23 protein-coding genes are annotated in these 25984 nt (G+C 68.1%); 17 read left to right on the forward strand and 6 right to left on the reverse strand.

Translation table 11 applies throughout. From position 1 onward, the window contains the following. Positions 1-39: 39 nt before the first annotated feature. Together AU072_RS17425 and AU072_RS17430 are read left to right on the forward strand one after the other, a co-directional pair. Positions 40-912 carry a TIGR03619 family F420-dependent LLM class oxidoreductase gene (locus AU072_RS17425; protein WP_064414933.1) on the forward strand — a complete coding sequence of 291 codons (873 nt, stop codon included), beginning with the start codon at positions 40-42 and terminating at the stop codon, positions 910-912. Further along, positions 909-1319: an ester cyclase gene (locus AU072_RS17430; protein WP_064414934.1), complete on the forward strand. Its 411-nt coding sequence runs from the start codon at positions 909-911 to the stop codon at positions 1317-1319. Before AU072_RS17425 ends, AU072_RS17430 begins: the two co-directional genes overlap by 4 nt. A 63-nt stretch (positions 1320-1382) precedes the next feature. Here AU072_RS17430 and AU072_RS17435 read toward each other — a convergent pair whose 3' ends face one another. The 3 genes from AU072_RS17435 to AU072_RS17445 form a co-directional block, all read right to left on the reverse strand. Then, positions 1383-1901: a fasciclin domain-containing protein gene (locus AU072_RS17435; RefSeq protein ID WP_234787682.1), complete on the reverse strand. Its 519-nt coding sequence runs from the start codon at positions 1899-1901 to the stop codon at positions 1383-1385. Between the two features lie 155 nt (positions 1902-2056). Continuing rightward, on the reverse strand, positions 2057-3805 hold the full coding sequence (locus tag AU072_RS17440) for a cytochrome c biogenesis protein DipZ (protein WP_064414936.1): 1749 nt from the start codon (positions 3803-3805) through the stop codon (positions 2057-2059). Between the two features lie 83 nt (positions 3806-3888). After that, complete coding sequence (locus tag AU072_RS17445; protein ID WP_064414937.1) at positions 3889-4557, reverse strand: fasciclin domain-containing protein; 669 nt, start codon at positions 4555-4557, stop codon at positions 3889-3891. 175 nt (positions 4558-4732) lie between these two features. Between AU072_RS17445 and dxr the strand changes: the two genes are divergently transcribed. The 11 genes from dxr to AU072_RS17500 all read left to right on the forward strand — a co-directional run bounded on the left by dxr (position 4733) and on the right by AU072_RS17500 (position 16312). Continuing rightward, the gene (dxr, locus tag AU072_RS17450; protein WP_174523678.1) at positions 4733-5929 is read left to right on the forward strand and encodes a 1-deoxy-D-xylulose-5-phosphate reductoisomerase; all 1197 of its coding nucleotides are present in this window, start codon (positions 4733-4735) and stop codon (positions 5927-5929) included. Further along, entirely contained in the window at positions 5926-7149 is a 1224-nt protein-coding gene (locus AU072_RS17455) for a M50 family metallopeptidase (protein ID WP_064414938.1), read from the forward strand. The genes dxr and AU072_RS17455 overlap by 4 nt, the downstream gene beginning before the upstream one ends. A 15-nt stretch (positions 7150-7164) precedes the next feature. Further along, positions 7165-8337 (forward strand): flavodoxin-dependent (E)-4-hydroxy-3-methylbut-2-enyl-diphosphate synthase, encoded by a 1173-nt coding sequence (ispG, locus tag AU072_RS17460; protein ID WP_064414939.1) that lies wholly within the window; start codon positions 7165-7167, stop codon positions 8335-8337. Positions 8338-8390: 53 nt separating this feature from the next. Next, on the forward strand, positions 8391-9245 hold the full coding sequence (locus AU072_RS17465; RefSeq protein WP_064414940.1) for a GNAT family N-acetyltransferase: 855 nt from the start codon (positions 8391-8393) through the stop codon (positions 9243-9245). 35 nt (positions 9246-9280) lie between these two features. Next, positions 9281-9937, forward strand: coding sequence for a GNAT family N-acetyltransferase (locus AU072_RS17470; RefSeq protein ID WP_064414941.1), 657 nt, complete (start codon positions 9281-9283; stop codon positions 9935-9937). Between the two features lie 255 nt (positions 9938-10192). Beyond that, on the forward strand, positions 10193-11977 hold the full coding sequence (locus AU072_RS17475; protein WP_456237911.1) for a penicillin-binding transpeptidase domain-containing protein: 1785 nt from the start codon (positions 10193-10195) through the stop codon (positions 11975-11977). A gap of 32 nt (positions 11978-12009) precedes the next feature. After that, positions 12010-12594, forward strand: a complete 585-nt coding sequence (locus AU072_RS17480; RefSeq protein WP_064414943.1) for a DUF1707 SHOCT-like domain-containing protein — start codon at positions 12010-12012, stop codon at positions 12592-12594. A 19-nt stretch (positions 12595-12613) separates the two neighbouring features. Further along, positions 12614-13474: a type I methionyl aminopeptidase gene (gene map / locus AU072_RS17485; RefSeq protein ID WP_064414944.1), complete on the forward strand. Its 861-nt coding sequence runs from the start codon at positions 12614-12616 to the stop codon at positions 13472-13474. Positions 13475-13485: 11 nt separating this feature from the next. Further along, complete coding sequence (locus AU072_RS17490; RefSeq protein WP_268874533.1) at positions 13486-15024, forward strand: cobyric acid synthase; 1539 nt, start codon at positions 13486-13488, stop codon at positions 15022-15024. After that, positions 15021-15686 carry a hypothetical protein gene (locus tag AU072_RS17495; protein ID WP_064414945.1) on the forward strand — a complete coding sequence of 222 codons (666 nt, stop codon included), beginning with the start codon at positions 15021-15023 and terminating at the stop codon, positions 15684-15686. Before AU072_RS17490 ends, AU072_RS17495 begins: the two co-directional genes overlap by 4 nt. A gap of 62 nt (positions 15687-15748) precedes the next feature. Then, on the forward strand, positions 15749-16312 hold the full coding sequence (locus tag AU072_RS17500) for an alpha/beta fold hydrolase (RefSeq protein WP_064351009.1): 564 nt from the start codon (positions 15749-15751) through the stop codon (positions 16310-16312). 1 nt (position 16313) lies between these two features. On the opposite strand, the gene ngg is transcribed toward AU072_RS17500, so the two are convergent. The 3 genes from ngg to AU072_RS17515 all read right to left on the reverse strand — a co-directional run bounded on the left by ngg (position 16314) and on the right by AU072_RS17515 (position 21546). Further along, positions 16314-18083, reverse strand: a complete 1770-nt coding sequence (ngg, locus tag AU072_RS17505; protein ID WP_064414946.1) for an N-acetylglutaminylglutamine synthetase — start codon at positions 18081-18083, stop codon at positions 16314-16316. Further along, positions 18080-19885, reverse strand: a complete 1806-nt coding sequence (locus tag AU072_RS17510; RefSeq protein WP_064414947.1) for an N-acetylglutaminylglutamine amidotransferase — start codon at positions 19883-19885, stop codon at positions 18080-18082. Before AU072_RS17510 ends, ngg begins: the two co-directional genes overlap by 4 nt. A 131-nt stretch (positions 19886-20016) precedes the next feature. Beyond that, positions 20017-21546 carry an amino acid permease gene (locus AU072_RS17515; RefSeq protein WP_064415035.1) on the reverse strand — a complete coding sequence of 510 codons (1530 nt, stop codon included), beginning with the start codon at positions 21544-21546 and terminating at the stop codon, positions 20017-20019. A gap of 177 nt (positions 21547-21723) precedes the next feature. Here AU072_RS17515 and AU072_RS17520 point away from each other — a divergent pair, with 177 nt between their 5' ends. Genes AU072_RS17520 through AU072_RS17535 form a run of 4 tightly spaced genes read left to right on the forward strand, consistent with a single transcriptional unit; the run spans position 21724 to position 25982 of the window. Beyond that, complete coding sequence (locus tag AU072_RS17520; protein ID WP_064414948.1) at positions 21724-23103, forward strand: glutamine synthetase family protein; 1380 nt, start codon at positions 21724-21726, stop codon at positions 23101-23103. Then, complete coding sequence (locus AU072_RS17525; protein WP_064414949.1) at positions 23090-23848, forward strand: gamma-glutamyl-gamma-aminobutyrate hydrolase family protein; 759 nt, start codon at positions 23090-23092, stop codon at positions 23846-23848. Before AU072_RS17520 ends, AU072_RS17525 begins: the two co-directional genes overlap by 14 nt. Then, complete coding sequence (locus AU072_RS17530) at positions 23845-25209, forward strand: aldehyde dehydrogenase family protein (protein ID WP_064414950.1); 1365 nt, start codon at positions 23845-23847, stop codon at positions 25207-25209. Before AU072_RS17525 ends, AU072_RS17530 begins: the two co-directional genes overlap by 4 nt. After that, positions 25206-25982, forward strand: a complete 777-nt coding sequence (locus tag AU072_RS17535; RefSeq protein ID WP_174523685.1) for a 3-oxoacyl-ACP reductase — start codon at positions 25206-25208, stop codon at positions 25980-25982. The genes AU072_RS17530 and AU072_RS17535 overlap by 4 nt, the downstream gene beginning before the upstream one ends. The last annotated feature ends 2 nt before the right edge of the window (positions 25983-25984 follow it).

Consider the following 25984-nt stretch of genomic DNA (forward strand, 5'->3'; position numbering starts at 1 on the left):
GGCATTGATGCTGCCCGGAATTCGCGATAGAGAAACAGGATGGAGTTCTGGTCGGGCACCGCGTTCATGAAAACGTCAGAGATCCTCGGGCTCGCACGCGCCTTCGACGAGGCCGGCTACGACGGGATGGTGTGCTCGGACCACATGATCTATCCGCGCGAACTCAGTTCGCCGTATCCGGATTCGCCGACCGGAAAGCCGATGTGGGCACCGGAGACCGCCTGGCCGGACTGCTGGGTGCAGATCGGTGCGATGGCCGCGGCGACGACCCGGCTGCGGTTCTCCAACGCCGTCTACATCGCGCCGGCACGCCCGCTGTTGGAAGTGGCCAAGCAGGTCGCGACCGCGTCGGTGCTGTCCGACGGCCGGGTGTCGCTGGCCGCGGGCGTGGGCTGGATGCGCGAGGAATACGAGTTGATGGGGCAGGATTTCGCAACCCGCGGCAAGCGGCTCGACGAGATGATTCCCGCCCTGCGCGAACTGTGGCGCGGCGGTTGGGTGTCGTGGAGCGGCCAGTACTACCAAGTGCCGGAGATGATGATCGAACCCCATCCGGTGGCCCCGGTGCCGATCCTGTGCGGAGGGGAGTCCGACGCCGCGCTGCGCCGCGCGGCACGACTGTGTGACGGCTGGGTCGGCTACGCCTACCGGTGGGACGACGCCGTGGGCTACTGCCAGAAGTTGCGCGCGCTGCTGCGCGAGTACGGCCGCGAGAACGAACGCTTCGACATCATGCTGGCGCTGCTCGAGCCTCCGACGCCGGATCTGTACAAGCGGGCCGAAGACGCCGGCATCACCGCGGTGATGTGCAGTCCCTGGATGGGGATGGACCTCGAACCCGGCGGGGTGGAGCGGTACCGGGAGCCGATCGAGCGGTTCGCCGAGACCATCATCGCCAAGGTGCGGCCATGACGTTCAGCGAGGACGAGATTCGCGATCTGGTCGAGTGCCTCTACACGTCGATCGACCGCCGGGACTGGGCGACGGTGCAGACCCTGGTCTCACCCCGGCTGGTCGTCGAGGTCGCCGGCCCACCCGTCCTGGGGTGGCAGGAGTGGCAGGCGCACCTCGAAGAGTTCACTCGGGGGTTCTCCGACGGCCGGCATGCGATCGAAGAGATTCTGGTCGACGGTTCGCACGGCATCACGCGATTCACGTTCACCGGCACCCATGACGGCGAGTTCCGCGGCATCCCGGCGACGGGCGCCAAGGTCGCGGTCGCCGGAATCCACATCGACCGGTTTCAGGGCGACACGCTGGTCGCGCACCGCGGCCAACTCGACCTGCACGGGCTGCTGCAACAACTCGGCAGCCTCTAGCCGGGGAGGGCAGCCCGGCTGGGGGTGGCACGGGCTGCCCTCCGATTCCGGTGGCGGGATTGGTCAGTTGGGCGGCAGCAGCACCGAGTCGATGAGGTAGACGGTCGCGTTGGCCGTCTGTACACCACCGCAGACGACCGAGGCGTCGTTCACCTTCAGATCGTTGCCGTGTCCGGTCACGGTGACGTCGGCGCCCTGAACGGTCTTGTGCGTGCCGACCACCTGGGCCGGGCCGGCCTGACCGGGCACCACGTGATAGGTCAGGATGCTCGTCAACAGCGGGGCATCGGTCTTGAGCGTCTCGATGGTGGCCGGGTCCAGCTTGGCGAACGCGTCATCGGTCGGCGCGAACACCGTGAACTGGCCCCCGTTGAGCGTGTCGACGAGGTTGACCTGCGGATTGAGTTGCCCCGAAACGGCTTTCGTCAACGTGGTCAGCAGCGGGTTGTTCGAGGCGGCGACCGCGACCGGGTCCTGGGCCATGCCCATCACCGAGCCCGGGCCCGCCGGCACCTGCTGCGCGTACGCGGTGCAACCCGGGCCCACCATCTCGGCATGCCCGGTGGCCGCTGTGCCCAGCATCAGGCCCGCGGCCCCCAGTGCGGCCACGCCCGCGCTGACGATCTTCTTCCTGGTATTCATCACTCGCACTCCACTTCTGGACGGGACGGCAGGTGCCGCCGGAACTTGCTTGCAATGGCTATTCGGAGCCGGCCGGTTCCCAGATGGGTCGGATTTCAGCCGTAGGTGAAGGAGAACGCCTGCAGGCCTCGGCTCAGCTGAACCTCCAACGTCCCGCCGCGGACGGCGTCGTCACCGACGAGTTGTCGCAACCTCGGCGGGCCGTCGATCGGGATCCGGCGCGATTCACCGTCGCGCGTCACCGTCACCGTGCCGGTCCCGCCGACCACGAGATACACGTTGCGGGCGTGGTAGTCCAGCCGGATCGTCGAGTCCGGGCCCTCGGCGGTGGCGCCCTGGTAGTCGAGCTTCCAGCGCCCTCGAAGCCCGAATGTGTCCTCGGACGGGAGTTTTGAATCGGCGAAGGTGAAGGTGCCCTGGTCGTAGGTACCGCTACCGCCGTAGTTGACCATCTTGCCGACACCGAGATAGGTCTCGGGAGTGAGCCCGCGCGGGGGTGTGGCGTCGATTTGTTCGGTCGGGGGTGGCAAGGCGGCCTCCGGATTGGCCTGCGAAAGCAGTTGGCGGATCAACTGTTCCGTCCTGGCGTAGTCACCTTCGCCGAATTTGATGTGGCGCACCGTGCCCTCGGCGTCGATCAGGTACTTGGCCGGCCAGTACCGGTTGCGGTAGTTCGTCCAGGTCGAGTAGTTGGTGTCGAGCGCGATGGGATAGGTGATGCCCAGGTCTCGGGCACCGCTTGCAACGTTGTCCGGTACCCGTTCGAAGGCGTACTCCGGGGTGTGCACACCGATCACCTCCAGCCCGGCCTCCCGGTACGCGGTATACCAGTCGACGACGTGCGGGATCGCCCGCTGACAGTTGATGCACGAGTACGCCCAGAAGTCGACCAGAACCACCTTGCCGCGCAACGCTTTCAGATCGACCGGGCCGGCCCCGGGCGTGTTCTGCCAGGCGGTGATGCCCGTCAGGTCCGGCGCCGGCCCACAACTCTCGAGTTCGGGAGCGCCGTTGCTGCAGTTGGACAGCAGCCTGTTCTGGTCGTTGACCAGCCCGCCGAGGTTGAGTTGTTGCCGGATCTTTTCGTCACCGCCGACCCGCTCCTGCAGGGTGCTCGTGTAGTCCGGGATGGCACGCTGAAGCGCGGCCGGCAGGTTGAGCGCCAACGCGAGTGCCAGCAGAATCGTGACCACCCCGGCGGCGATGCGGATCTGGCGCTGGCGGTTTCGGAAGGCCGCGACCCGTTCCGCGACGCGACGGCCCGCGAGTGCGAAGAACAGCAGAGGCAGCGCGGCACCGACGGCGAAGGACAGGGTCAACGCCACGGTGGCGATGCCGATGCTGCCGGTGGCCCCCGCGATGATGATGGCGGCCAGCACCGGTCCCGCGCACGGCACGTACAGGACGCCGAGCGCCAAACCGAGACCGAATCCGCCTCGCCCGGAACCGAACTGCTTCTGCGGTAGTCGCGTGAACGGCTTTTCCAGCAGCGCCTCGAACTTGGGGAAGATCAGGCCGGCGCCGATGGCGATGAGCGCGACCAGCGCGACCCAGCGGATCGCGTCCTGCGGCAGGGAAAGCAGCGACAGCACCGTCGAACCGAGCAGCGTCACGGTCGAGAAGCTGACCACCAGCCCGGCGATCACCAGGTAGGGCCGCAGCCGCTCGACGAGGGAAGGCCGTGTTGCGGTGGCGGTGGCTGCGCCGGGGGCCGCGGGTGCACCCGCCTCGAGGCGAGCGGTCTGCGTGCCGGAGAAGAAGATCACCGGCAGCACGGGCAGGATGCACGGCGAGATGCCGGTGATCAGTCCGCCGAGGAAGCCGATGAGAACGAGGGTGAACATTCGCGGTCCTTCAAGAGGCGAGCGGACGCGGAATCGCGCATGTGGAGTTCAAGCGATTCCGCGCCCGCTCGCGGTCGGTTGGCCTATGAGGCGGCCGGGGGCATCAGGACGGTGTCGATCATGTACACCGTCGCGTTGGCGGTCGACACCCCGCCGCACACCAGGCCTGCGTCGTTGACCTTGAGGCCGGCGCCCTCGCCGGTGACCGAGACGTTGGCGCCCTGGACCGTCTTGTGGTCGCCGGGGACCTGCGCCGGGCTGGCCTGCCCGGGCACCACGTGGTAGGTGAGGATGCTGGTCAGCAGCTCACTGTCGGTCTTGAGGGTCTCGATGGTGGCCGGATCGATCTTTCCGAACGCCTCATCGGTCGGGGCGAAGACGGTGAACTCCCCGCCGTTGAGCGTGTCGACGAGGTTGACGTTCGGGTTGAGCTGTCCGGACAGCGCCTGCGTCAGCGTCGTGAGCATCGGGTTGTTCGACGCGGCGACAGTCACCGGGTCCTGCGCCATTCCGGCCACCGAGCCCGGACCCGAGGGCACCTGTTCGGCGTACGTCGCACAACCGGCCCCCACCAAATCGGCGGCCGGGTCCATGGACTGCTCCATCGGTGCGGGCGCGACGCTGGTCGGCGTCGACTCCGCCGCGGCCGAGGGCGCCGCGGAGGTGGCGTCGTTCGAACACGCCGAGAGGGTCAGGATCGCGGCCGCGGCCACCCCCGCCACGGATACGGACTTGCCGAAGTTGATCTTCATGCGCTGCTCCCTTGTCGTGGACGGGTTGGTGCCGTCCTCTGCTGTGACACCGGGAATTCGGACCGCGGCGGTGAGTGGATGGGTCCCGTCAGATTCGCGTCACAATTCGACGGCGGATGACGCCCTCCCTCGGCAGGGCTGACGAGTGGGCGCCGGCAGGCGGCACAATGGTTCGGTGAGTATTTCCGGCGGAGCCGAGCGCGGCGACGGGGCGTCAGGCCGGCGACGCGTGCTGATCCTCGGCAGCACCGGATCGATCGGGACGCAGGCGCTCGACGTCATCGCCGCCAACCCCGACCGCTTCGAGGTGGTCGGCCTGGCCGCCGGCGGCGCCAACCCGGACCTGCTGGCGCGGCAGCGTGCAACGACCGGTGTGACCAATATCGCGGTCGCCGACCAGGTGGCCGCCGCCCGCGTCGGAGACGTCACGTACGCAGGACCCGGCGCCGTCACCGCGCTCGTCGAGAACACCGATGCCGACGTCGTGCTCAACGCGCTCGTCGGCGCGCTGGGGCTGCGGCCGACGCTGGCCGCGCTCGGGACCGGTGCACGCCTGGCGCTGGCGAACAAGGAGTCGCTCGTCGCCGGTGGCCCCTTGGTGCTCAAGGCCGCCCGACCAGGTCAGATCGTGCCCGTGGACTCCGAACACTCGGCGATGGCGCAGTGCCTGCGCGCAGGTGGCCCCGACGAAGTGGCCAAGATCGTGCTGACCGCATCGGGCGGTCCCTTCCGCGGTTGGGACGCCGAGCGGCTGGAGTCGGTGACCCCCGAGCAGGCCGGCGCCCACCCGACCTGGTCGATGGGGCCGATGAACACGCTCAACTCGGCGTCGCTGGTCAACAAGGGGCTCGAGCTGATCGAGACGCACCTGCTGTTCGGCGTGCCCTACGACCGCATCGAGGTGGTGGTGCACCCGCAGTCGATCGTGCACTCGATGGTCACGTTCACCGACGGTTCGACGGTGGCGCAGGCCAGCCCGCCGGATATGAAGCTGCCGATCGCGCTGGCCCTCGGGTGGCCGCAGAGGGTTCCCGCGGCGGCGTTGGCCTGCGACTTCAGCACCGCCTCGACCTGGGATTTCGAGCCGCTCGACGATGAGGTGTTCCCCGCCGTGGCGCTGGCCCGCCACGCCGGGGAAGGGGGTGGCTGCCTGCCGGCGGTCTACAACGCCGCCAACGAGGAGGCGGCCGCGGCGTTCCTCGACGGGCGTATCCGCTTCCCGGAGATCGTGCGCACCATCGACGACGTGCTGCGCGCTGCCGACCAGTGGGCCGCCGAACCAGCTACCGTGGATGACGTACTTGACGCCCAGCAGTGGGCGCGTGACCGTGCCGCGCGCGCGGTCGAGCGGAAGGTAATCAGCACCAGATGATGTGGCTCACCGGTGTCGTGCTGTTCGCACTGGCCATCTTGGTTTCGGTGGCGCTGCATGAATGCGGCCACATGTGGGTGGCGCGCGCCACCGGAATGAAGGTGCGCCGCTACTTCGTGGGCTTCGGTCCGACGCTGTGGGCGACGTGGCGGGCGAACAAGCTCGGGGACCGCACCGAGTACGGCGTCAAGGCGGTCCCGCTGGGCGGATTCTGCGACATCGCGGGCATGACCTCGGTGGAGGAACTCGCGCCCGACGAGCAGGACCGCGCGATGTACAAGCAGAAGACGTGGAAGCGCGTCGCGGTGTTGGCCGCCGGGCCGGGGATGAACTTCGTCATCGGCCTGGTGCTGATCTACGGCATCGCCGTGGTGTGGGGCCTGCCCAACCTGCACGCGCCGACCACGGCGATCGTCGGTGAGACGTCGTGCGTGAAGGCCGAAGTCAGCAGGGGTCAGCTCGGTGACTGCCTGGCGCCCTCGCCGGCCGCGGCCGCGGGCATCCAAGCCGGGGACACGGTGGTCAAGATCGGCGATACGCCGGTGGCGAACTTCGACGAGTTGGTCACCGCCGTCCGCGCGCTCGACGGTCCGACCGAGTTCACCGTGCAGCGCGACGGCGACGAGTTCACGACCCTCGTCGACGTCGTCCCCGCCCAGCGGTGGGTCGCCAAGGGTGATGTGGCCGAACCGGTTCCCGTCGGCACGGTCGGTATCACCGCGGCGCAGTTCGGGCCCACGCAGTACAACGCGCTGTCGGCGGCACCCGCGACGATCGCGTTCACCGGCGACCTGGCCGTGGAGATCGGTAAGTCGCTGGCCAAGCTGCCGACCAAGATGGGCGCGCTGGTGCGCTCCATCGGCGGTGAGGAGCGTGACCCCGAAACACCGATCAGCGTCGTCGGCGCCAGCATCATCGGCGGCGACGCCGTGGACCAGGGGCTGTGGGTCGCGTTCTGGTTCTTCTTGGCGCAATTGAACTTCGTGCTGGGCGCGATCAACCTGGTACCGCTGCTGCCGTTCGACGGTGGCCACATCGCGATCGCGTTCTACGAGAAAATCCGCAACACGATCCGGTCGGCACGCGGCAAAGTGGCCGCGGCTCCGGTCAACTATCTGCGGCTGATGCCCGCCACGTACGTGATCCTCGTCGTGGTGGCCGGCTACATGCTGTTGACCGTGACCGCCGACTTCGTCAACCCCATCAGAATCTTCCAGTAAGCAGTAGGAGAGTAAATGGCCTCCGGCCAACAAATCGGACTGGGCATGCCGGCGCCCCCGGCGCCGGTTCTGGCACCCCGACGCAAAACCCGTCAGTTGATGGTCGGCGATGTCGGCATCGGCAGCGACCACCCGATCGCGGTGCAGTCCATGTGCACCACCAAGACCCACGACGTCAACTCCACGTTGCAGCAGATCGCCGAACTGACCGCGTCGGGTTGCGACATCGTGCGGGTGGCGTGCCCGCGACAGGAGGACGCCGACGCGCTCGCCGAGATCGCCCGGCACAGCCAGATTCCGGTGATCGCCGACATCCATTTCCAGCCGAAGTACATCTTCGCCGCCATCGACGCCGGCTGCGCGGCCGTGCGCGTCAACCCCGGCAACATCAAGGAGTTCGACGGCCGGGTCGGCGAGGTCGCCAAGGCCGCGGGCGCGGCGGGCGTCCCGATCCGCATCGGCGTGAACGCCGGATCGCTGGACAAGCGCTTCATGGAGAAGTACGGCAAGGCCACGCCCGAGGCGCTGGTCGAGTCGGCGTTGTGGGAGGCGTCGCTGTTCGAAGAGCACGGCTTCGGCGACATCAAGATCAGCGTCAAGCACAACGACCCCGTCGTGATGGTGGCCGCCTACGAACAGCTGGCCGCGCAGTGCGACTACCCGCTGCATCTGGGCGTCACCGAGGCGGGCCCGGCGTTCCAGGGCACGATCAAGTCGGCGGTCGCGTTCGGCGCACTGCTGTCCAAGGGCATCGGCGACACCATCCGCGTCTCGCTGTCGGCGCCGCCCGCCGAAGAGGTCAAGGTGGGCAACCAGATCCTCGAATCGCTGAACCTGCGTCCGCGGTCGCTGGAGATCGTGTCGTGCCCGTCGTGTGGGCGCGCCCAGGTCGACGTCTACTCGTTGGCCAACGAGGTCACCGCCGGACTGGAGGGGATGGACGTTCCGCTGCGCGTCGCCGTGATGGGTTGTGTCGTCAACGGTCCCGGCGAGGCGCGCGAGGCCGACCTCGGGGTGGCGTCCGGCAACGGCAAGGGTCAGATCTTCGTCAAGGGCGAGGTCATCAAGACCGTCCCCGAGGCCCAGATCGTCGAGACGCTGATCGAAGAGGCAATGAGGTTGGCCTCAGAAATCAACACAGAGCGGGGAACAGATGCCAGCGGTTCGCCGGTCGTGACCGTAAGCTGAATGTGATCCCAAACACCGGGTAGACCGCCCGGTGTCGGCGAGAAAGAGATCCCATGTCGGCACCGCCGCTGTTTCGTCACGTTGACGAACGACGGGTCTCGGTGGTGCGTGACGTCGGCGCCGTGATGCGGGTGCTCGACGAGGATCCGATCGGCTCATGCATGGTCGCCTGCCGGGTGGCCGAATACGGTGTGGAACCTTCGGCGATCGGCGGGGAGCTGTGGACGCGGCGCAGACCCACCGAATCGCTGTGCTACGCCGGTGCGAACCTGATTCCGTTGCGCGGGGACATGATTGACCTTCATGCGTTCGCCGAGAAGGCGATGAGCACCGCGCGTCGCTGCTCCTCGCTGGTCGGGCGGGCCGAGTTGGTGCTGCCGATGTGGCGTCGCCTCGAGAACGCCTGGGGTGCCGCCCGCGATGTGCGTGAGCATCAGCCGCTTCTGGCGTTGAGCACACCGCCGTCGTGTGCGACCGATCCCGCCGTACGCCAGGTGCGTGCCGACGAACTCGACGCCTACCTCGTCGCCTCGATCGACATGTTCATCGGTGAGGTCGGCATCGACCCGCGGCTCGGCGACGGAGGCAGGGGATACCGCAGGCGGGTCGCCGGTCTGATCGCCGCGGGCCGGGCGTGGGCCCGCTTCGAACGCGGCGAGGTGGTGTTCAAGGCCGAGGTCGGTTCGCAGTCGCCGACGGTCGGACAGATCCAGGGCGTGTGGGTGCACCCCGACTGGCGCGGGCATGGTCTGGGCGCCACGGGCACCGCCACGCTGGCCGAGGCGGTGGTCCGGTCCGGGCGCACGGCGAGCCTGTACGTCAACGACTTCAACACCGTCGCGCGGGCCACCTATGAGCGCGTCGGCTTCCAACAGGTGGGAACGTTCGCGACCGTTCTGCTCGACTGACCGTTCCGGGCGCCCGACTCATTTACGCTCACGGCATGGCTGACGACGACCGGACAATCGCGCGCAGGGAGATCGCCGACACGATGGTTCGCGCGCTGGAACGGCGGCACGAACTGCTCGACGTCATCGTCGATTCCGAGGACTATGACGCCGCGATCGAGGCGATCGCGAGCATGCTCGGCGCATCGCACACGGCCGCCGAGGCGGTGCTGCGGCTGTCGTTCGATCGGCTGACCAAGGTGTCGCGGCGCCGGATCGCCGCCGAACTCGAGGACCTCAACAACCAGCTCAGCTTCACCATGGGTGAGCCGGCACGCAGCGCGGACAGCATGGCGCTGCGCCCGTTCCTCGCCGACGCCGATCGCGACATCTTCGCCGCACGCACCCAGGACGTGCGCGAGGCGGGCGACGGGTCGCGCGCCCCCGCGGGCGACCTCGACGACGAGATCCGCGCCGGCCTGCGACGCGTCGACGCGGAAGAGGCGGCTTGGCTGGTCGCGGTGCACGGCTCCGAGAAGATCGGGATGGTGTTCGGCGACCTGGTCTCCGGTGAGGTCAACGTGCGGATCTGGATCCACCCCGACCATCGCAAGCAGGGTTACGGCACCGCGGCGCTGCGCAAGTCGCGCTCGGAGATGGCCGCCTACTTCCCGGGAGTGCCGCTGGTGGTGCGGGCACCGGCCGCGGGCTGACATTCGGCGCCGGGCCGACCGCGGGCTGAGGCGCCAGGCGCGCCGACCGGCAGACGGCCGCGGGCGCGCCGACCGGCAGACGGCCCCAGGCGCCGATTCGCCCTTAAGGGGTTGATCTCACGCGCCAGGTGCGTGCAATCAACCCGTTAAGCCGCCCAATCGGAGAACCGACTCGCAAAAATCGGTGCGCCTACCGGGATTGCAGGTCTCGACTTCGTAACATCTGCCCCAATGGCATCTTCAGTAACACGCATCATGTGCTTGGCCGCGGTCGGAATCGTGGCCGTCGGCCTCAACAGCGCCTGTACGCCCAAGCCCGCCGGGCCCGAGACCGCCGCCGAGAAGTTCTTCGCGGCGCTCGCGACCGGGGACACCGCGGGCGCGGCCGAACTCAGCGATCGGCCCGCCGATGCGCGCGAAGACCTCAACGAGGCGTGGGCCGGGCTGCAAGCCACCCACGTGGACACGCAGATCCTGGGCTCCAAGTACGCGATGGACACCGGCAGCGTCACCTACCGCTACACGTGGCATCTGCCCAAGGACCGGACCTGGACCTACGACGGACAGCTCAACATGGTCCGCGACGAAGGCCGCTGGATCGTGCGGTGGAGCGCCACCGGCCTGCACCCGCGACTCGGCGAGAACCAGACCTTCGCGCTGCGCGCCGACGCGCCGCCGCGGGCGTCGGTGATCGAACGCGGCGGTACCGAGGTGCTGGTGCCCGGATACCTGTACAGCTACTCGCTGGACGCCCGGGCGGCGGGCGGGTCGCTGATGCAGACCGCCCGGGCCGTCGTGGATGCCTTGCGGCCGTTCGACAACACGCTCGACCCGCAGCGGCTCGCCGAGCAGGCCAGCTCATCCAAGCAGCCGCTGAACCTGATCACGCTGCGCAAGTCCGACCACGACCCGGTGGCCGCCGCGATCGGTGCGCAACCCGGTGTGGTCATCACGCCGCTTGCCGAAATGCTGCCCACCGACGAGAAATTCGCGCCGGCGATCGTCGGCGAGGTCAAGAGGGCGGTCGCGGGTGAACTCGGCGGAAACGCGGGGTGGCGGGTGGTCACCGTCAACCAGAACGGCGTCGACGTCGACGTGCTCAACGAGGTGGCGGGTGATCCCGCGCCCTCGATCCGGATCAGCCTCGACCGTTCGGTGCAGAACGCCGCGCAGAACGCGGTCAACTTCACCGGCAAGAAGGCGATGATCGTCGTGATCAAACCGTCGACCGGTGAGATCCTGGCCGTCGCGCAGAACGCGGCCGCCGACACCGAAGGTCTCATCGCCACCACCGGCCTGTATCCGCCCGGTTCGACGTTCAAGATGGTGACCGCCGGGGCGGCCATCGAGCGCGATATGGCCACTCCCAACACGATGCTTCCGTGCCCCGGCACGATGGACATCGGCCACCGCACGGTGCCCAACTACGGCGGCTTCGACCTCGGCACCGTGCCGATGTCGCGGGCGTTCGCCAGTTCCTGCAACACCACCTTCGCCGAGTTGGCCAGCCGGATGCCGCCGCGCGGGTTGACGATGGCCGCGGCCAAGTACGGCCTGGGCGCCGATTACGACATCCCCGGCCTGAGGACCGTGACCGGTTCCGTGCCCCCCACCGTCGACCTCGCCGAGCGCACCGAGGACGGCTTCGGTCAGGGCAAGGTGCTGGCCAGCCCGTTCGGTATGGCGTTGGCCGCGGCGACCGTCGCGGCCGGGAAAACCCCTGTCCCGCAACTGATTCAGGGTAAAGAAACGGAGATCGCCGAGGGCCCGGCGCCGATGGACCCGAAGATCGTCGAAGGTCTGCGGCCGATGATGCGGCTGGTGGTGACCAACGGCACCGCCGAGGATCTACAGGGTGCGGGCGACGTGCGCGGCAAGACCGGTGAGGCGGAGTTCGCGGGCGGATCGCACTCGTGGTTCGCCGGATACCGCGGCGACATGGCCTTCGCCGCGATGATCGTCGGGGGCGGGTCCTCGGAGTACGCGGTGCGGATGCTCAAGGGCATGCTCGACGGGCTGCCGCCGGACTACCTGGCCTGATCGGGCGTCGTCGCCGTACCGTGGAACGTGCGATGACCGAGACCAACCACGACGCCATGCGCGTCTCCGACGCCGACCGCAACGGCACGCTGCGACGACTGCACAACGCCGTCGCGCTGGGCCTGATCGACATCGAGGAGTTCGAGGAGCGCTCGGCGGCAGTGGCGCGGGCACGCCTGCACTCGGACCTGGACGCGCTGGTGGGCGACCTGCCCGGCCCGGGCGCCATCGTCGCCTCGGCCGCCGATCGCGTCGAGCTGCGTGGTGTGCTCGGCTCCCTCAAGCGGCACGGCGAATGGACGGTGCCGAGCCGGCTGGCCCTGCACCGGCGGATGGGTTCGGTGGACTTGGACCTGACCCGGGCGCGCTTCGCCGGGCCGATGGTCGTCATCGAGCTCGACCTCAAGTTCGGGGGGCTTGAACTGCGGCTGCCCGACGGGGCCAGCGCCTCCATCGACGACGTCGAGGTCAACGTGGGCAGCGCCCGCGATCACCGCAGAGACGCGCCGGCCGAAGGCAACCCGCACGTCATCCTGACCGGCAAGGTGGTCTGCGGCTCGGTGGACGTCCGCGGGCCGCGCCGGTCCTGGCGGCTCACCCCGTTCGACCGGCGCTGACCTCGTCTACCCTGTTGACATGCCCGTTCGTACCGCCCTCCGCCCCGGCGTGGTCTCGCCGACGCTGCCGGTGCCCGCGTCGATTCCACGGCCGGAGTACGCCTGGAAGCAGACCGTCGACGAGGGCAGCGAGCCGTGGGTGCAGACGCCCGAGGTGATCGAGAAGATGCGCGTCGCGGGCCGCATCGCGGCGCGTGCGCTGGCCGAGGCGGGTAAAGCCGTCGCACCCGGCGTCACGACCGACGAGCTGGACCGCATCGCCCACGAGTACATGATCGATCACGGCGCCTATCCCTCGACCCTCGGCTACAAGGGCTTCCCGAAGTCCTGCTGCACCTCGCTCAACGAGATCATCTGCCACGGCATCCCGGACTCGACGGTCATCGAGGACGGCGACATCGTCAACATCGACGTGACCGCGTACATCGACGGTGTGCACGGAGACACCAACGCGACCTTCCTGGCGGGCGACGTCTCCGAGGAACACCGCCTGCTCGTGGAGCGCACGCACGAGGCGACCATGCGCGCGATCAAGGCCGTCAAACCCGGGCGGCAGCTGTCGGTCGTCGGGCGGGTCATCGAGTCCTACGCGAACCGATTCGGCTACAACGTGGTTCGCGACTTCACCGGCCACGGCATCGGCACCACGTTCCACAACGGCCTGGTGGTCCTGCACTACGACCAGCCCGCGGTGGACACGGTCCTGGAGCCGGGTATGACGTTCACCATCGAGCCGATGATCAACCTCGGCGGCCTGGACTACGAGATCTGGGACGACGGTTGGACCGTCGCCACCACCGACAAGAGGTGGACCGCGCAGTTCGAGCACACGTTGGTGGTCACCGACGACGGCGCCGAGATCCTGACAGTCGCCGACTAGAACGCTCGACTGTGAATCCGACGACGCCCGAACACGCAGTCGCGTCGCCTGATTCACAACCGGCGGGCGGCGCCCTGCTGGTGGCAGGCACCACCTCGGACGCCGGCAAGTCGATGGTGGTGGCCGGGCTGTGCCGGCTGTTGGCGCGCAAGGGTATTCGCGTCGCACCGTTCAAGGCGCAGAACATGTCGAACAACTCCGCGGTCACCGTCGACGGCGGCGAGATCGGCCGGGCCCAGGCGATGCAGGCCCGCGCCGCCGGTCTGGCGCCGCACACCCGGTTCAACCCGATCCTGCTCAAACCCGGCAGCGACCGCACCTCGCAGCTGGTGGTGCGCGGTCGGGTGGTCGATACCGTCAGCGCGCGCGACTACATCCACCACCGCGATCGCCTGGGCGCCGTCGTCGCAGGCGAACTGGAGCAGCTGCGCGCCGAATTCGATGCCGTCATCTGCGAGGGTGCCGGCTCGCCCGCCGAAATCAATTTGCGGACAACTGATCTGGCGAACATGGGGTTGGCGCGCGCCGCGGGGCTTCCGGTGATCGTGGTCGGCGACATCGACCGCGGCGGTGTGCTCGCACACCTCTACGGCACCGTCGCGGTGCTGGAACCCGAAGACCAGCGGTTGATCGCCGGGTTCGTGGTCAACAAGTTTCGCGGTGACCCGTCGCTGCTTGCGCCCGGCCTGGTGCAACTGCAGGAGTTGTCGGGGCGGCCGACCTACGGCGTCATCCCGTATGCCGAGGGCTTGTGGCTGGACACCGAGGACTCTGTCTCGGTGGTGGCCCGTCGCGTGGTCGGTGAACCGCAACCGCCGCGGGGGGAGCAGTGGTTGCGGGTTGCCGCGATCCGGTTGCCCCGCATCTCGAACTCGACCGATGTCGAAGCCCTCGCGTGCGAACCGGGTGTGCTGGTCCGCTGGGTCAGTGAACCCGCCGATCTCGTCGACGTGGACGTGGTCGTGATCCCCGGCAGCAAGGCCACCGTCGCCGACCTGGATTGGCTGCGCCGCAGCGGGCTTGCCGACGCGGTGAGCGCACACGCCACGCGCGGCCTGCCGGTGCTGGGGGTGTGCGGCGGCTTCCAGATGCTGTGCGCGCACATCGACGATCCGGTGGAGTCCGGTGCAGGCGTCGTGGCGGGCCTGGGCCTGCTCGACGTCGACCTCGTCTTCGCAGCCGAAAAGACCGTGCGCCGTCACGAAGAACCGTTGTCCGGCTACGAGATTCACCACGGTCAGATCGTCCGCTCGACGGAGGAACAGTGGCTCGGGGTCGGCCTGCGGCGCGAGGCGGTGTACGGCACCCACTGGCACGGTGTGCTCGACAACGACGACGTGCGGCGCTCCTGGCTGGTCGAGGTCGCAGCGGCCGCCGGCCGCAGTGGGTTCGTCGTGGCCGACGATGTCGACGTCGGTGCTCGCCGCGATGCGCAACTGGATCTGATGGCCGACCTGCTGACCAGCCACCTCGACGTGGACGCGGTGCTGACCCTGCTCGAAGACGGCGCCCCGGCCCGGCCCGACATCGTGACGGGGCTCCGCCGATGATGCGGCGACTCGCCGTGGCGGTGCTGCTCACCGCGCTGACATCGACGGGTTGCGCGCACGCGATCGAGGGCTCGCCGACCTGGCCCGGCGCCCGCCTGGACAGAGCGCTGCTCACCGCGGCCGACTTCCCGCAGGGGGTGCAGTTCGACCATGTCGTCCGCGAACCCGGCCGGGGTGGTGACGGGGCGGGCGCCCCTCCGGCCATGCTGTCCCGACCGGCGGGGTGCTCTGAGGGACTCACCCGGGTGATCGCGCAGTCCGGGGAGCGCGGTCCGGGCAGCGCGAAAGAATACGTCGTCGGCTACGACGGCGCCCGCATTGTGATGACCGTGCTGACATGGCGTCTGGATCTGGACAAACTGGCGGCGACGGCCGAGCGGTGCTCGCGCTTCGAGACGTTCTTCGACGAGTCCTCGCCGGGCATCCCGATGACGACGACCAGGATGGATCCACCTCGCGCCGACGCGCTCGTCTACGAGCAGACCATGCAACTCGGCGGGGTCGACAGCAGCGTCTACTTCACCTTCGAGAACATCGGGACCATGGCGGTGTACGGCGTCGCGTTCCCGACTCCGAATCCGACGATTCCGGTCAAAGCCACGCTGCCCCAGACCTTTCTGGACATCGCGACCGAGCAGGCCGAGCGCGTCGCTGCGCTCTGAATCGCCCGTTCACTCCCGGCGAAACGACCGCGTCGGCCCGTGGACCGCTGTAGCGTGGCCCAATGCCATCCACCACGGTCGCCGTCGAGGGTTTCAGCGTGCCCGTCGACGTCTCCGGTCCCGACAAGGGATCGGTGGTGGTGGTGCTCGGGGCGGGTCATCAACCGGCCGCGGCCTATGACGCCGTGTGTCAGCGGCTGCACACCGCGTCGTTGCGGACCGTCGTCGTCCCGCCCGATCCTCGGCTGACCGCCAAGTCGGTCGTTGCCATCCTCGACGCTCTCGGCGTGAAATGGGCGCTGCTGGTGGGGGACCGCGTCGGCGGCGAGTTGGCGTGGGAACTGGCCGCCACCCGGCTCGACCGGTTCATCGGGTTGGTCGTCATCGACCGCGGCCATCCGCGCGTCGCCGACGCCGCGGGCGTGATCCGCGACGAGCACTGCCCGCCGGTGGAGATGAACACCACCGCACTGGTCAGCACCCCCGCGGCACGCGCGGTCGCCAAGGCCAGTCAGCGCTACGTGTACGGCGACTACCGGATGGTCGACCTGCTGGGCCGGCGCAACGCCGCGGAGTCCACGGCGCAGCTGGCCGCCGAGATCGTGATGCGCACCAGCACCTGGTGAGTCAGGCGGGCGACTCCTCGGGCGTCCACGCCTGCGGCAACGCGGGGCTCCCCGGGAACAGGAAGTCGACGAAAGCCTTTGCGGTGGGCTGTGGTTCGTGATTGGCCAGCCCGGGGCGCTCGTTGGCCTCGATGAAGACGTACTCGGGCTCGGTGACGTCGGGCACCAGCAGATCGATTCCGGTGACGGGTATGCCGATCGCGTGCGCGGCCCGCACCGCGACGTCACACAGGTGAGGGTGCACCTTCGCGGTGACATCGTGAATGGTGCCGCCCTGGTGCAGGTTCGCGGTGCGCCGCACTCGCAGCCGCTCACCTTCGGGAAGTACATCGTCGAACGACCAACCCGCTTCGGTGACCGTTGACTCGGTGACCGCGTCGATCGGGATGCGGGATTCACCGCCCGTGGCCGCCGCCCGGCGCCGGCTCTGCGCCTCGATCAGCTCGCGCACCGTGTGGTGTCCGGTCCCGACGACCTCGGCGGGCCTGCGTAGTGCCGCGGCCACCACCTTGCCGTCGATGACCACCAGCCGCAGGTCGTCGCCGGGTGCACGCTGCTCGATCAGCACGTGCGGGTGTTCCTGGCGGGCGCGAGCCAGCGCTGCGTCCAAGTCCTCGGCGCTGCTGATACCGACGGTGATGCCCTTGCCCTGCTCACCCCGGGTCGGTTTGACCACGACGTCACCGACCTCCTCGAGGAACTCGTGATCCCTCTTGTCGAAGGTCGCCAACCTGCCCTTGGGCACCGCGATGCCGGCCTCGGCCACCAGCCGCCTGGTGAGTCGCTTGTCGTCGCAGCGCGCCATCGCCACCGCGGAGGTGAACTCCGACAAGGATTCCCGGGTGATGACGGTGCGGCCGCCGTGCGATAGGCGCATCTCGCCGGCTTCGGCGTCGAGCACCTCGACCCAGATTCCGCGGCGCATCGCCTCGTCGGCGATGATCCGCGCGTACGGATTGAGGTCTTCCACGGTTTCGGGTGGATGGGTGAACAGCGGTTCGTTGATCGCGTTCTTGCGCTTGACCGCCATCACCGGCACCCGCTCGAAACCGAGCTTCTCGTAAAGCGAGATCGCCGCGGCGTTGTCGTGGCTGACCGACAGGTCCATGTAGGCGCGGCCACGTTCGCGGTAGATCGCGGCCAGCGCCCGGGTGAGCGCGGCGCCGACACCGGGCAGGCTCGTCGTCGGGTCGACGGCCAGCGTCCACAGGCTCGAACCGTTCTCCGGATCGGAGAACAGCCGTTTGTGGTCGACACCGGTCACGGTGCCCAGCACGGAGCCGTCGTCGTCACGCACCGCGACCAGGTAGTCGAGGGCGTCCTGGGTCTGGTGGTTGTTCCACAGCACGTCGACGGGCGCGGGCACCATGCCGCAGCGCACGTACACGCGGTTCATCTCGTCGGCGTCGTCGGCGCTCTGCAGGGAGCGCACCGAGAACCCGGTCGGCGACTTGCCGGGGTCGGGGTCCTCGGTGAACCGGAGCCGATAGGTGTGGCTGGGGTCGATGAACAGTTCGGCGGGCGCCATCGACACCAGGACGTGGGGTTCGCGGGCGTAGATGCAGATGTCACGTCTGCCGTGTCCCTCATGCCTGAGCACCTCGGCCAGCTTGCCGGGGTCGGCGAACGTCTGGCCGAAAATCAGCCGCCCCCAACCCATTTCGATGACGACGTCGTCGGCCATCGCGTCGACGAGATGCTGCGGTGACGCGTCGTGCAAGCCGAGGGTGATCGCTTCGGTCTGCTCCGCGTCGGGTCCGAGCGCCGTCATGCCGCGGGCCCCGTGATGCCGTGTCGCTGCAACCACAGTTCGAGCAGCGCCAGTTGCCACAGTTCGTTTCCGCGCAGCGGGGTCAAGCGTCCGTTCGGGTCGGCGAGCAACCGGTCGATCGCGGCGGGTCGGAACAGGTCGCGTTCCTTTGCGGCGGGCGCGTACAACGCGTCACGCACCATGTCCAGGTACGGGCCCTCGAGGTGGGTGAGCGCAGGCACCGGGAAGTAGCCCTTCGGTCGGTCGATGACGTCGGACGGAATCACCTGGCGCGCGGCCTGCTTCAACACACCCTTGCCTTCGTGCGCGATCTTCAGCTCGGGTGGGCACGTGGCGGCGAGCTCGACGAGTTCGTGGTCGAGGAACGGCACGCGACCCTCGAGACCCCACGCCATGGTCATGTTGTCGACGCGCTTGACCGGATCGTCGACGAGCATGACGGTGGTGTCCAGGCGCAGACCGCGGTCGATGCCGGTCTCGGCGCCCGCCCGCGCGAAGTGCTCGGTGACGAAGTCCAGGCTCGGGTCGCCGTCGACGGCGAACGCCGGTGTCACCAGCGCGTCGTAGCCCGCGCGGTCGCGGTCGAAGAACGCCTTGCGGTAGCTGGCCACCGCTCCCTCGACCGTGGCCGCGTCCGGGCTGCCCAGCGGGGGATACCAGTGGTATCCGGCGAACACCTCGTCGGCGCCCTGACCCGATTGCACGACCTTGACGTGCTTGGCCACCTCCTGGCTGAGCAGATAGAACGCGACGCAGTCGTGGCTGACCATCGGTTCGCTCATGGCGCCGATCGCCCCGTCGAGTGCGGGCAGCATGCGGTCGGTGCCGATGCGGATCTGGTGATGGTCGGTGCCGAACCGCTCGGCGATGATGTCGGAGTATTTGAATTCGTCGCCGGCCACACCGCCGACCGATTCGAAGCCGATCGAGAACGTCGCCAGCCCGTGTTGACCCGCCTCGGCGAGCAGGCCGACGATCAGGCTGGAGTCGACGCCGCCGGAGAGCAGGCAGCCCACCGGAACGTCGGCGACCAGGCGTCGGTCGACGGCGACGCGCAACGCGTCGAGAACGGCGTCTTCCCAGTCCTTTTCGGACCAGTCGGCCCGGTCGGGGTTGCGGGTGAAGTCGGGCTCCCAGTACGTCCTCGTCGTGCGGCGGCCGTCCGGCTCGATCGCGATCAGCGACGCCGGCGGCACTTTGGTGACACCACGCAGAATCGTGCGCGGTGCGGGCACCACCGAGTGGAACGTCATGTAGTGGTGCAGCGCGATCGGATCGATGCGGGTGTCGATGTCGCCGCCGGCGAGCAGGGCGGGCAGCGACGAGGCGAACCGGATGCGGTTGGAATTCTCGCTGATATACAGCGGTTTGATGCCGAGCCGGTCGCGGCCGAGCAGCACCCGGCCGCTGTCGCGCTCGACGATCGCGAACGCGAACATGCCGAAGAGATGGTCGACGAACCGGTCGCCCCAGTGGTGATACGCCTTGAGCAGCACCTCGGTGTCGCTGTGCGAGAAGAACCGGTAGCCGTGTTCGCTGAGTTCGCGGCGCAGCTGCTTGTAGTTGTAGATGCAGCCGTTCCACGCGATCGCCAACCCCAGCTCGGAGTCGAGCATGGGTTGGCCGCCCGCTTCGGACAGATCGATGATTTTCAGGCGACGGTGACCTAGCGCGACCCTGCCCTGTGACCACGCGCCCGCCGAGTCGGGACCCCTGGGTGTCATCGCCTCGGCCATCGCCGAGACAGCTGCTACATCAGGTACCCGGCCGTCGAGACGCACCTCGCCGGTGGCTCCACACACGCCCTCGACATTACCCTTGTTGACGGCAGCGAAACCTGTTACGGGTGTGACGTGGGTCTAGTTAGCGCTGGTCGGACCGCAAAAATGCCATCGCCGTTCGCCGTCCGGGCAATGTGCGGGGCCCCGGTGGCTCAGTCGGTGTGGCCCTTGAGAATCTCGTCCTCGATGGTGCCGCCGAGGCCTTCGGCGCCGGGGTCGTAACCGTGCAGGCCCCCGGTGACGGCGTACTCCTCCTCGGGCGACAGCACCAGGCGGTGCCTGCCGTAGAAGCCGAACACCAGCAGTCCCAGGACGTAGAAGATGACGATCGCGATGACCGCGGGCCGGTAGTCGGGGTTGACGAGCACGCCGACGAATGTCACCGCCGCGATGACCAGCGCGACGACCGCACCCCAGTTGCCGGTCGGGCTCACCCACGGTCGTCGGGCGTTGGGGAACTTGCGGCGCAGCAGGATGAACGAGATCATCTGCAACCCGTACGCCAGCACCGCACCCCACACCGCGATGTTGAGGACCACTGCTCCGGCACCCTCGTTGTAGTCGACGATGAGCAGCGCCACGAATCCGATGACCGCCCCCGCCAGCAGCGCGACATACGGCGTCTGCCGGGAACCGGTCAGCGACAACGTCTTCGGGTAGTAGCCGGCCCGGCTCAGCGAGTACATGTTGCGGCCGTAGGCGTACATGATGCCCTGCAGGCTGGCCAGCAGCCCGATCAACGCGAACGCCGACAGCACCGCGGCGAGGTTGGCGGGCAGGAACGCGCGGAAGCCGTCGAGCAGAGGTTCGTCCGAGCTACCCAGTGCCTCCGACCCGGTCACCGCCGGATTGAGGAAGAACACGATCGCACCGCAGCCGATCAGCGAGACCAGTCCCCAGATGCCGGCGCGGGGGATGTCGCGGGCCGGGTCGTGGGCCTCCTCGGCGGCCAGCGGGAGTTCCTCGATGCCCAGGAAGAACCACATCGCGAACGGCATCGCGTAGAGGATCGCGACCCAGCCGAACGGCAGGAACGTCGAGGAACCCGCGGCGGCCGGATCCGGCGCGATGTCGAACAGCTTGGAAAAGTCCACCGCGCCGTTGGCGATGGCCAGGATGCCGAACAACACCAGGATGCCGATCGAGATGATCGCGACGACGAGGGCGAACTTGAACGAGATCTCCGCGCCCCATGAGTTCAGCCCGACGAAGATCGCATACAGGATGATCCACCACACCCACATCGGCAGGGAGAGGTTGAACAGGTCGGTCGTGACGGCGTTGGCGTAGGAGGCCGAGAAGTAGACGATCACTGCTGTGGTGAACACGTACTCGATGGTTTCGGCGAACCCGGTGACGAAGCCGCCCCACGGTCCCATCGCGGCGCGGGCGAATGAGTAGGCCCCACCGGTATGGGGCATGGCCGCCGACATCTCCCCGATCGAGAAGAGCATGCCGAAATACATGATCACGATGACGACGGAGGCGATCGCCAAGCCGCCCCATCCGGCCGCGCCGATGCCGAAGTTCCAGCCGGAGAAGTCACCGGAGATGACCGCGGCGACGCCGATTCCCCACAGGCCCCAGAAGCCGGCGGTGCGTTTGAGTTGCCGCTTCTCGAAGTAGCCGTCGCCCGCTTGGCTGTACGTGACTCCACCCGAGCTCTTCATCTTGTCGGCCACGGATTTGGTCTCCTTCTCGCGGTGACGAGGCATAGGGAGAATAAACTTGCAAAGGTCTGGTGTCCTACCTTTGGAAGTGACATCTCGGTAAAAGACTTGCGCGCACGCCGGACCGAGTCACAGCCAATGGTTGACTACCCGCAATCTCGCGCTGTCGAAGGAAAGGCCCCACCACGGATGAGCGTCACATCGGGCATGTTGTCGCAGGCCGATCTCGAGCGCATGGTCGCAGACGGCGAGATCGACACGGTGATCGTCGCGTTCTGCGATATGCAGGGCAGGCTCACGGGGAAGCGGGTGTCGTCCCGGCTATTCCTCGAGGAGGTCGCCGAGCACGGCGCGGAATGCTGCAACTATCTGATGGCCGTCGACGTCGACATGAACACCGTTGACGGGTACTCGATGTCGAGTTGGGAGACCGGCTACGGCGACATGGTGATGACGCCGGACTTCTCGACGCTGCGGCGCATTCCGTGGCTGCCGGGCACCGCGATGGTGATGGCCGACCTGAATTGGCACGACGGCAAGCCGGTGGAGCAGGCCCCGCGCAGCATCCTCAACCGCCAGATCGACCGGCTCGCCGACCTTGGCCTGGTGCCCTATGTCGGGACAGAGCTCGAGTTCATGGTGTTCGACGACGGCTTCCGCGAGGCGTGGGCCAACGGGTACCGGGGGTTGACGGCGGCCTCGGACTACAACGTCGACTATGCGATGCTCGGCTCGACGCGGATGGAGCCGCTGCTGCGCGACATCCGGCTCGGCATGACCGGTGCGGGCATGTACTGCGAGGGCGTCAAGGGGGAGTGCAATCTCGGCCAGCAGGAGATCGCGTTCCGTTTCGACCACGCCCGCGTCACCTGTGACAACCACACGATCTACAAGAACGGCGCTAAGGAGATCGCCGACCAGCACGGCAAAAGCCTGACGTTCATGGCGAAATTCGATGAGCGCGAAGGCAACAGCTGCCACGTGCACATCTCGCTGCGGGGCGACGACGGCAGTCCAGGTGGCTCAGCGGTGTTCGCCGACGAGTCCGATCCGCTCGGCATGTCGCCGATGTTCCGCAGCTTCGTGGCCGGACAGCTGGCCACCCTGCGGGAGTTGACGCTGTTCTACGCGCCGAACATCAACTCCTACAAGCGGTTCGTCGACGCCAGTTTCGCCCCGACCGCGATCGCGTGGGGTCTGGACAACCGGACCTGTGCGCTGCGCGTCGTCGGCCACGGCCACGGCATGCGGATGGAGAACCGCGCCCCGGGCGGTGACGTCAACCAGTACCTGGCGGTATCGGCGTTGATTGCCGGCGGCCTGTACGGCATCGAACGCGAACTCGAGTTGCCTGATCCCATTGAGGGCAATGCGTACACCAGTGGCGTCGAACGGCTTCCGACCACCCTCGCCGAGGCCGCGGCGCTGTTCGAGAAGTCCGAGGTCGCGCGGGCCGCATTCGGCGACGAGGTCGTCGAGCACTATCTCAACAACGCCCGCGTCGAGTTGGCCGCGTTCAACGCCGCCGTCACGGACTGGGAAAGGGTTCGCGGCTTTGAGCGGCTCTGACATCCCGGCGAGACCCGTACTCGGATTGACCACCTACCTGCAGCAGGCACAGACCGGGGTGTGGGACGTGCGGGCCAGCTTCTTGCCCGCGATCTACTTCGAGGGCGTCGAACTGGCCGGCGGCATCTCGGTTCTGCTTCCGCCGCAGCCTGTTGACGACCACATCGCCGACCGGTTGCTCGACGGACTCGACGGCGTCGTCATCACCGGTGGGCGCGACGTCGTTCCCGCTCACTACGGCCAGAACCCGCACCCGGCCACCGACGCCGACACCGAGGACAACCGGCGCCGTGACCAGTTCGAGTTCGCGCTGGTTCGCGGCGCGATGCGGCGCGGCATGCCGGTGCTGGGCATCTGCCGCGGCGCCCAGGTCCTCAACGTCGCGCTGGGCGGCACACTGCACCAGCACCTGCCCGACGTCATCGGCCACACCCGCCACCAGCAGGGCAACGCGGTGTTCACCACGTCGACGGTCCGCATCCTGCCGGGCACGCGGTTGGCCGAGCTCATCGGGGAGTCGTCGGACGCGCAGTGCTACCACCACCAGGCCATCGACCGACTCGGCGACGGGCTGGTGATCAGCGCGCAGGACGACGACGGGGTCATCGAGGCGGTCGAACTACCGGGTGAGCATTTCGTGCTGGCCGTGCAGTGGCATCCCGAAGAGCGCCTCGACGACCTGCGGCTGTTCGCCGCCGTCGTCGAAGCGGCGGACGCATACGCAAGAGAAAGGGCGAATGCTTGAGCACATCCGATGTGATCAACCCGGCGACCGAGGAGCTGCTGGTTACCGTCGAGCAGACCGACGAGGCCGCGGTCGACGATGCGGTGGCCAGGGCGAAAGCCGCACAACGGGATTGGGCGCGGCAGGCGCCGGCCGAGCGGGCGGCCGCACTGCGTGCGTTCGCGGCGACGGTCGACGCGCACATCGACGAGTTGGCGGCGCTCGAGGTCGCCAACTCCGGGCACCCCATCGGTAACGCCGAGTGGGAGGCCGGCCACGTCCGCGACGTGCTGCAGTTCTACGCCGCCGCACCGGAGCGCCTGTCGGGCAAGCAGATTCCCGTCGCGGGCGGCATCGACGTGACCTTCAACGAGCCGCTCGGAGTGGTCGGCGTCATCACGCCGTGGAATTTCCCGATGACGATCGCCTCCTGGGGTTTTGCGCCCGCGCTCGCCGCGGGCAACGCGGTGCTGATCAAACCCGCCGAGTGGACGCCGCTCACCACGATCCGGCTGGGGGAGTTGGCCGTCGAGGCGGGTATCCCCGCCGACCTGTTCCGTGTGCTGCCCGGCAAGGGCTCGGTGGTCGGGGAACGCTTTGTCTCGCACCCCGACGTGCGCAAGGTCGTGTTCACCGGCTCCACCGAGGTCGGCACCCGGGTCATGGCGGGTGCGGCCAAACACGTCAAACGGGTCACCCTCGAACTCGGCGGCAAGAGCGCCAACATCGTCTTCGACGACTGCGACCTGGAACAGGCAGCGGCCACCGCGCCCTACGGGGTGTTCGACAACGCCGGTCAGGACTGTTGTGCGCGTAGCCGAATCCTGGTGCAGCGCACCGTCTACGACCGCTTCATGGAGCTGTTCGAGCCCGCGGTCAAGGGTGTCGTGGTCGGCGACCCGCGCGCCAAGGACACCGAGATGGGGCCGCTGGTGTCACAGGGGCACTGGAACACCGTGGCCTCGTTCGTGCCCGACGACGCGCCCGTCGCGTTCCGCGGGTCGGCTCCCTCGGGGCCCGGGTACTGGTTTCCGCCGACAGTGTTGACGCCGCAGCGCACCGACCGAACGGTGCGCGAGGAGATCTTCGGCCCGGTGGTCACCGTGCTGCCGTTCGACGACGAGGCCGACGCGATCGCGCTCGCCAACGACACCCCCTACGGGTTGTCCGGATCGATCTGGACGGAGAACCTGTCGCGGGCGGTGCGGGTGTCGCGGGCGGTGGAAGCGGGCAACCTGTCGGTCAATTCGCATTCCTCGGTGCGGTACAACACGCCGTTCGGCGGCTTCAAACAATCCGGCCTCGGACGCGAACTGGGCCCGGATGCACCGCTGTCGTTCACCGAAACCAAAAACGTCTTCATTGCCGTGCAGGAGGCCTGATGGATCTGACGCAACGCTTGGCGGGCAAGGTCGCCGTCATCACCGGCGGCGCCAGCGGAATCGGCCTGGCCAGCGCCAAGCGGATGACGGCCGAGGGCGCGACCGTCGTCATCGGTGACATCGACCCGGCGGCGGGAAAAACCGTCGCCGACGATCTGAACGGCACCTTCGTCCAGGTCGACGTCTCGGACCCGGTGGCCGTGGACGAGCTGTTCGACACGGCCGCCGAGATGCACGGATCCGTCGACATCGCGTTCAACAACGCGGGTATCAGCCCGCCCGAGGACGAACTGATCGAGAACACCGGCATCGACGCGTGGCAGCGGGTGCAGGACGTCAACCTCAAGTCGGTGTTCTTGTGCTGCAAGGCGGCGCTGCGCCACATGGTGCCGCAGCAGAAGGGCTCGATCATCAACACGGCTTCCTTTGTGGCGGTGGTGGGTTCGGCGACATCGCAGATCTCCTACACCGCCTCCAAGGGCGGTGTGCTCACAATGTCGCGTGAACTGGGCGTGCAGTACGCGCGCCAGGGGATCAGGGTCAACGCGCTGTGCCCGGGACCGGTGAACACCCCGCTGCTGCGCGAGCTGTTCGCCAAGGATCCCGAACGCGCCGCGCGACGGCTGGTGCACGTCCCGGTCGGGCGGTTCGCCGAACCCGAGGAAATCGGTGCGGCGGTTGCGTTTCTGGCCAGCGACGACGCGTCGTTCGTCACCGCCTCGTCGTTCCTCGTCGACGGCGGCATCAACGGTCACTACGTCACCCCGCTGTAGTC

This window comes from Mycolicibacterium novocastrense (genome assembly GCF_001499835.1).
GTDB classification, from domain to species: Bacteria; Actinomycetota; Actinomycetes; order Mycobacteriales; family Mycobacteriaceae; genus Mycobacterium; species Mycobacterium novocastrense.

Coding starts and splice junctions, on each gene's coding strand:
- AU072_RS17425 (WP_064414933.1), top strand. CDS start 40: ATGGAGTTCTGGTCGGGCACCGCGTTCATGAAAACGTCAGAGATCCTC.
- AU072_RS17430 (WP_064414934.1), top strand. CDS start 909: ATGACGTTCAGCGAGGACGAGATTCGCGATCTGGTCGAGTGCCTCTAC.
- AU072_RS17435 (WP_234787682.1), bottom strand. CDS start 1,901: ATGCTGGGCACAGCGGCCACCGGGCATGCCGAGATGGTGGGCCCGGGT.
- AU072_RS17440 (WP_064414936.1), bottom strand. CDS start 3,805: ATGTTCACCCTCGTTCTCATCGGCTTCCTCGGCGGACTGATCACCGGC.
- AU072_RS17445 (WP_064414937.1), bottom strand. CDS start 4,557: ATGAAGATCAACTTCGGCAAGTCCGTATCCGTGGCGGGGGTGGCCGCG.
- AU072_RS17455 (WP_064414938.1), top strand. CDS start 5,926: ATGATGTGGCTCACCGGTGTCGTGCTGTTCGCACTGGCCATCTTGGTT.
- ispG (WP_064414939.1), top strand. CDS start 7,165: ATGGCCTCCGGCCAACAAATCGGACTGGGCATGCCGGCGCCCCCGGCG.
- AU072_RS17465 (WP_064414940.1), top strand. CDS start 8,391: ATGTCGGCACCGCCGCTGTTTCGTCACGTTGACGAACGACGGGTCTCG.
- AU072_RS17470 (WP_064414941.1), top strand. CDS start 9,281: ATGGCTGACGACGACCGGACAATCGCGCGCAGGGAGATCGCCGACACG.
- AU072_RS17475 (WP_456237911.1), top strand. CDS start 10,193: ATGTGCTTGGCCGCGGTCGGAATCGTGGCCGTCGGCCTCAACAGCGCC.
- AU072_RS17480 (WP_064414943.1), top strand. CDS start 12,010: ATGACCGAGACCAACCACGACGCCATGCGCGTCTCCGACGCCGACCGC.
- map (WP_064414944.1), top strand. CDS start 12,614: ATGCCCGTTCGTACCGCCCTCCGCCCCGGCGTGGTCTCGCCGACGCTG.
- AU072_RS17495 (WP_064414945.1), top strand. CDS start 15,021: ATGATGCGGCGACTCGCCGTGGCGGTGCTGCTCACCGCGCTGACATCG.
- AU072_RS17500 (WP_064351009.1), top strand. CDS start 15,749: ATGCCATCCACCACGGTCGCCGTCGAGGGTTTCAGCGTGCCCGTCGAC.
- ngg (WP_064414946.1), bottom strand. CDS start 18,083: ATGACGGCGCTCGGACCCGACGCGGAGCAGACCGAAGCGATCACCCTC.
- AU072_RS17520 (WP_064414948.1), top strand. CDS start 21,724: ATGAGCGTCACATCGGGCATGTTGTCGCAGGCCGATCTCGAGCGCATG.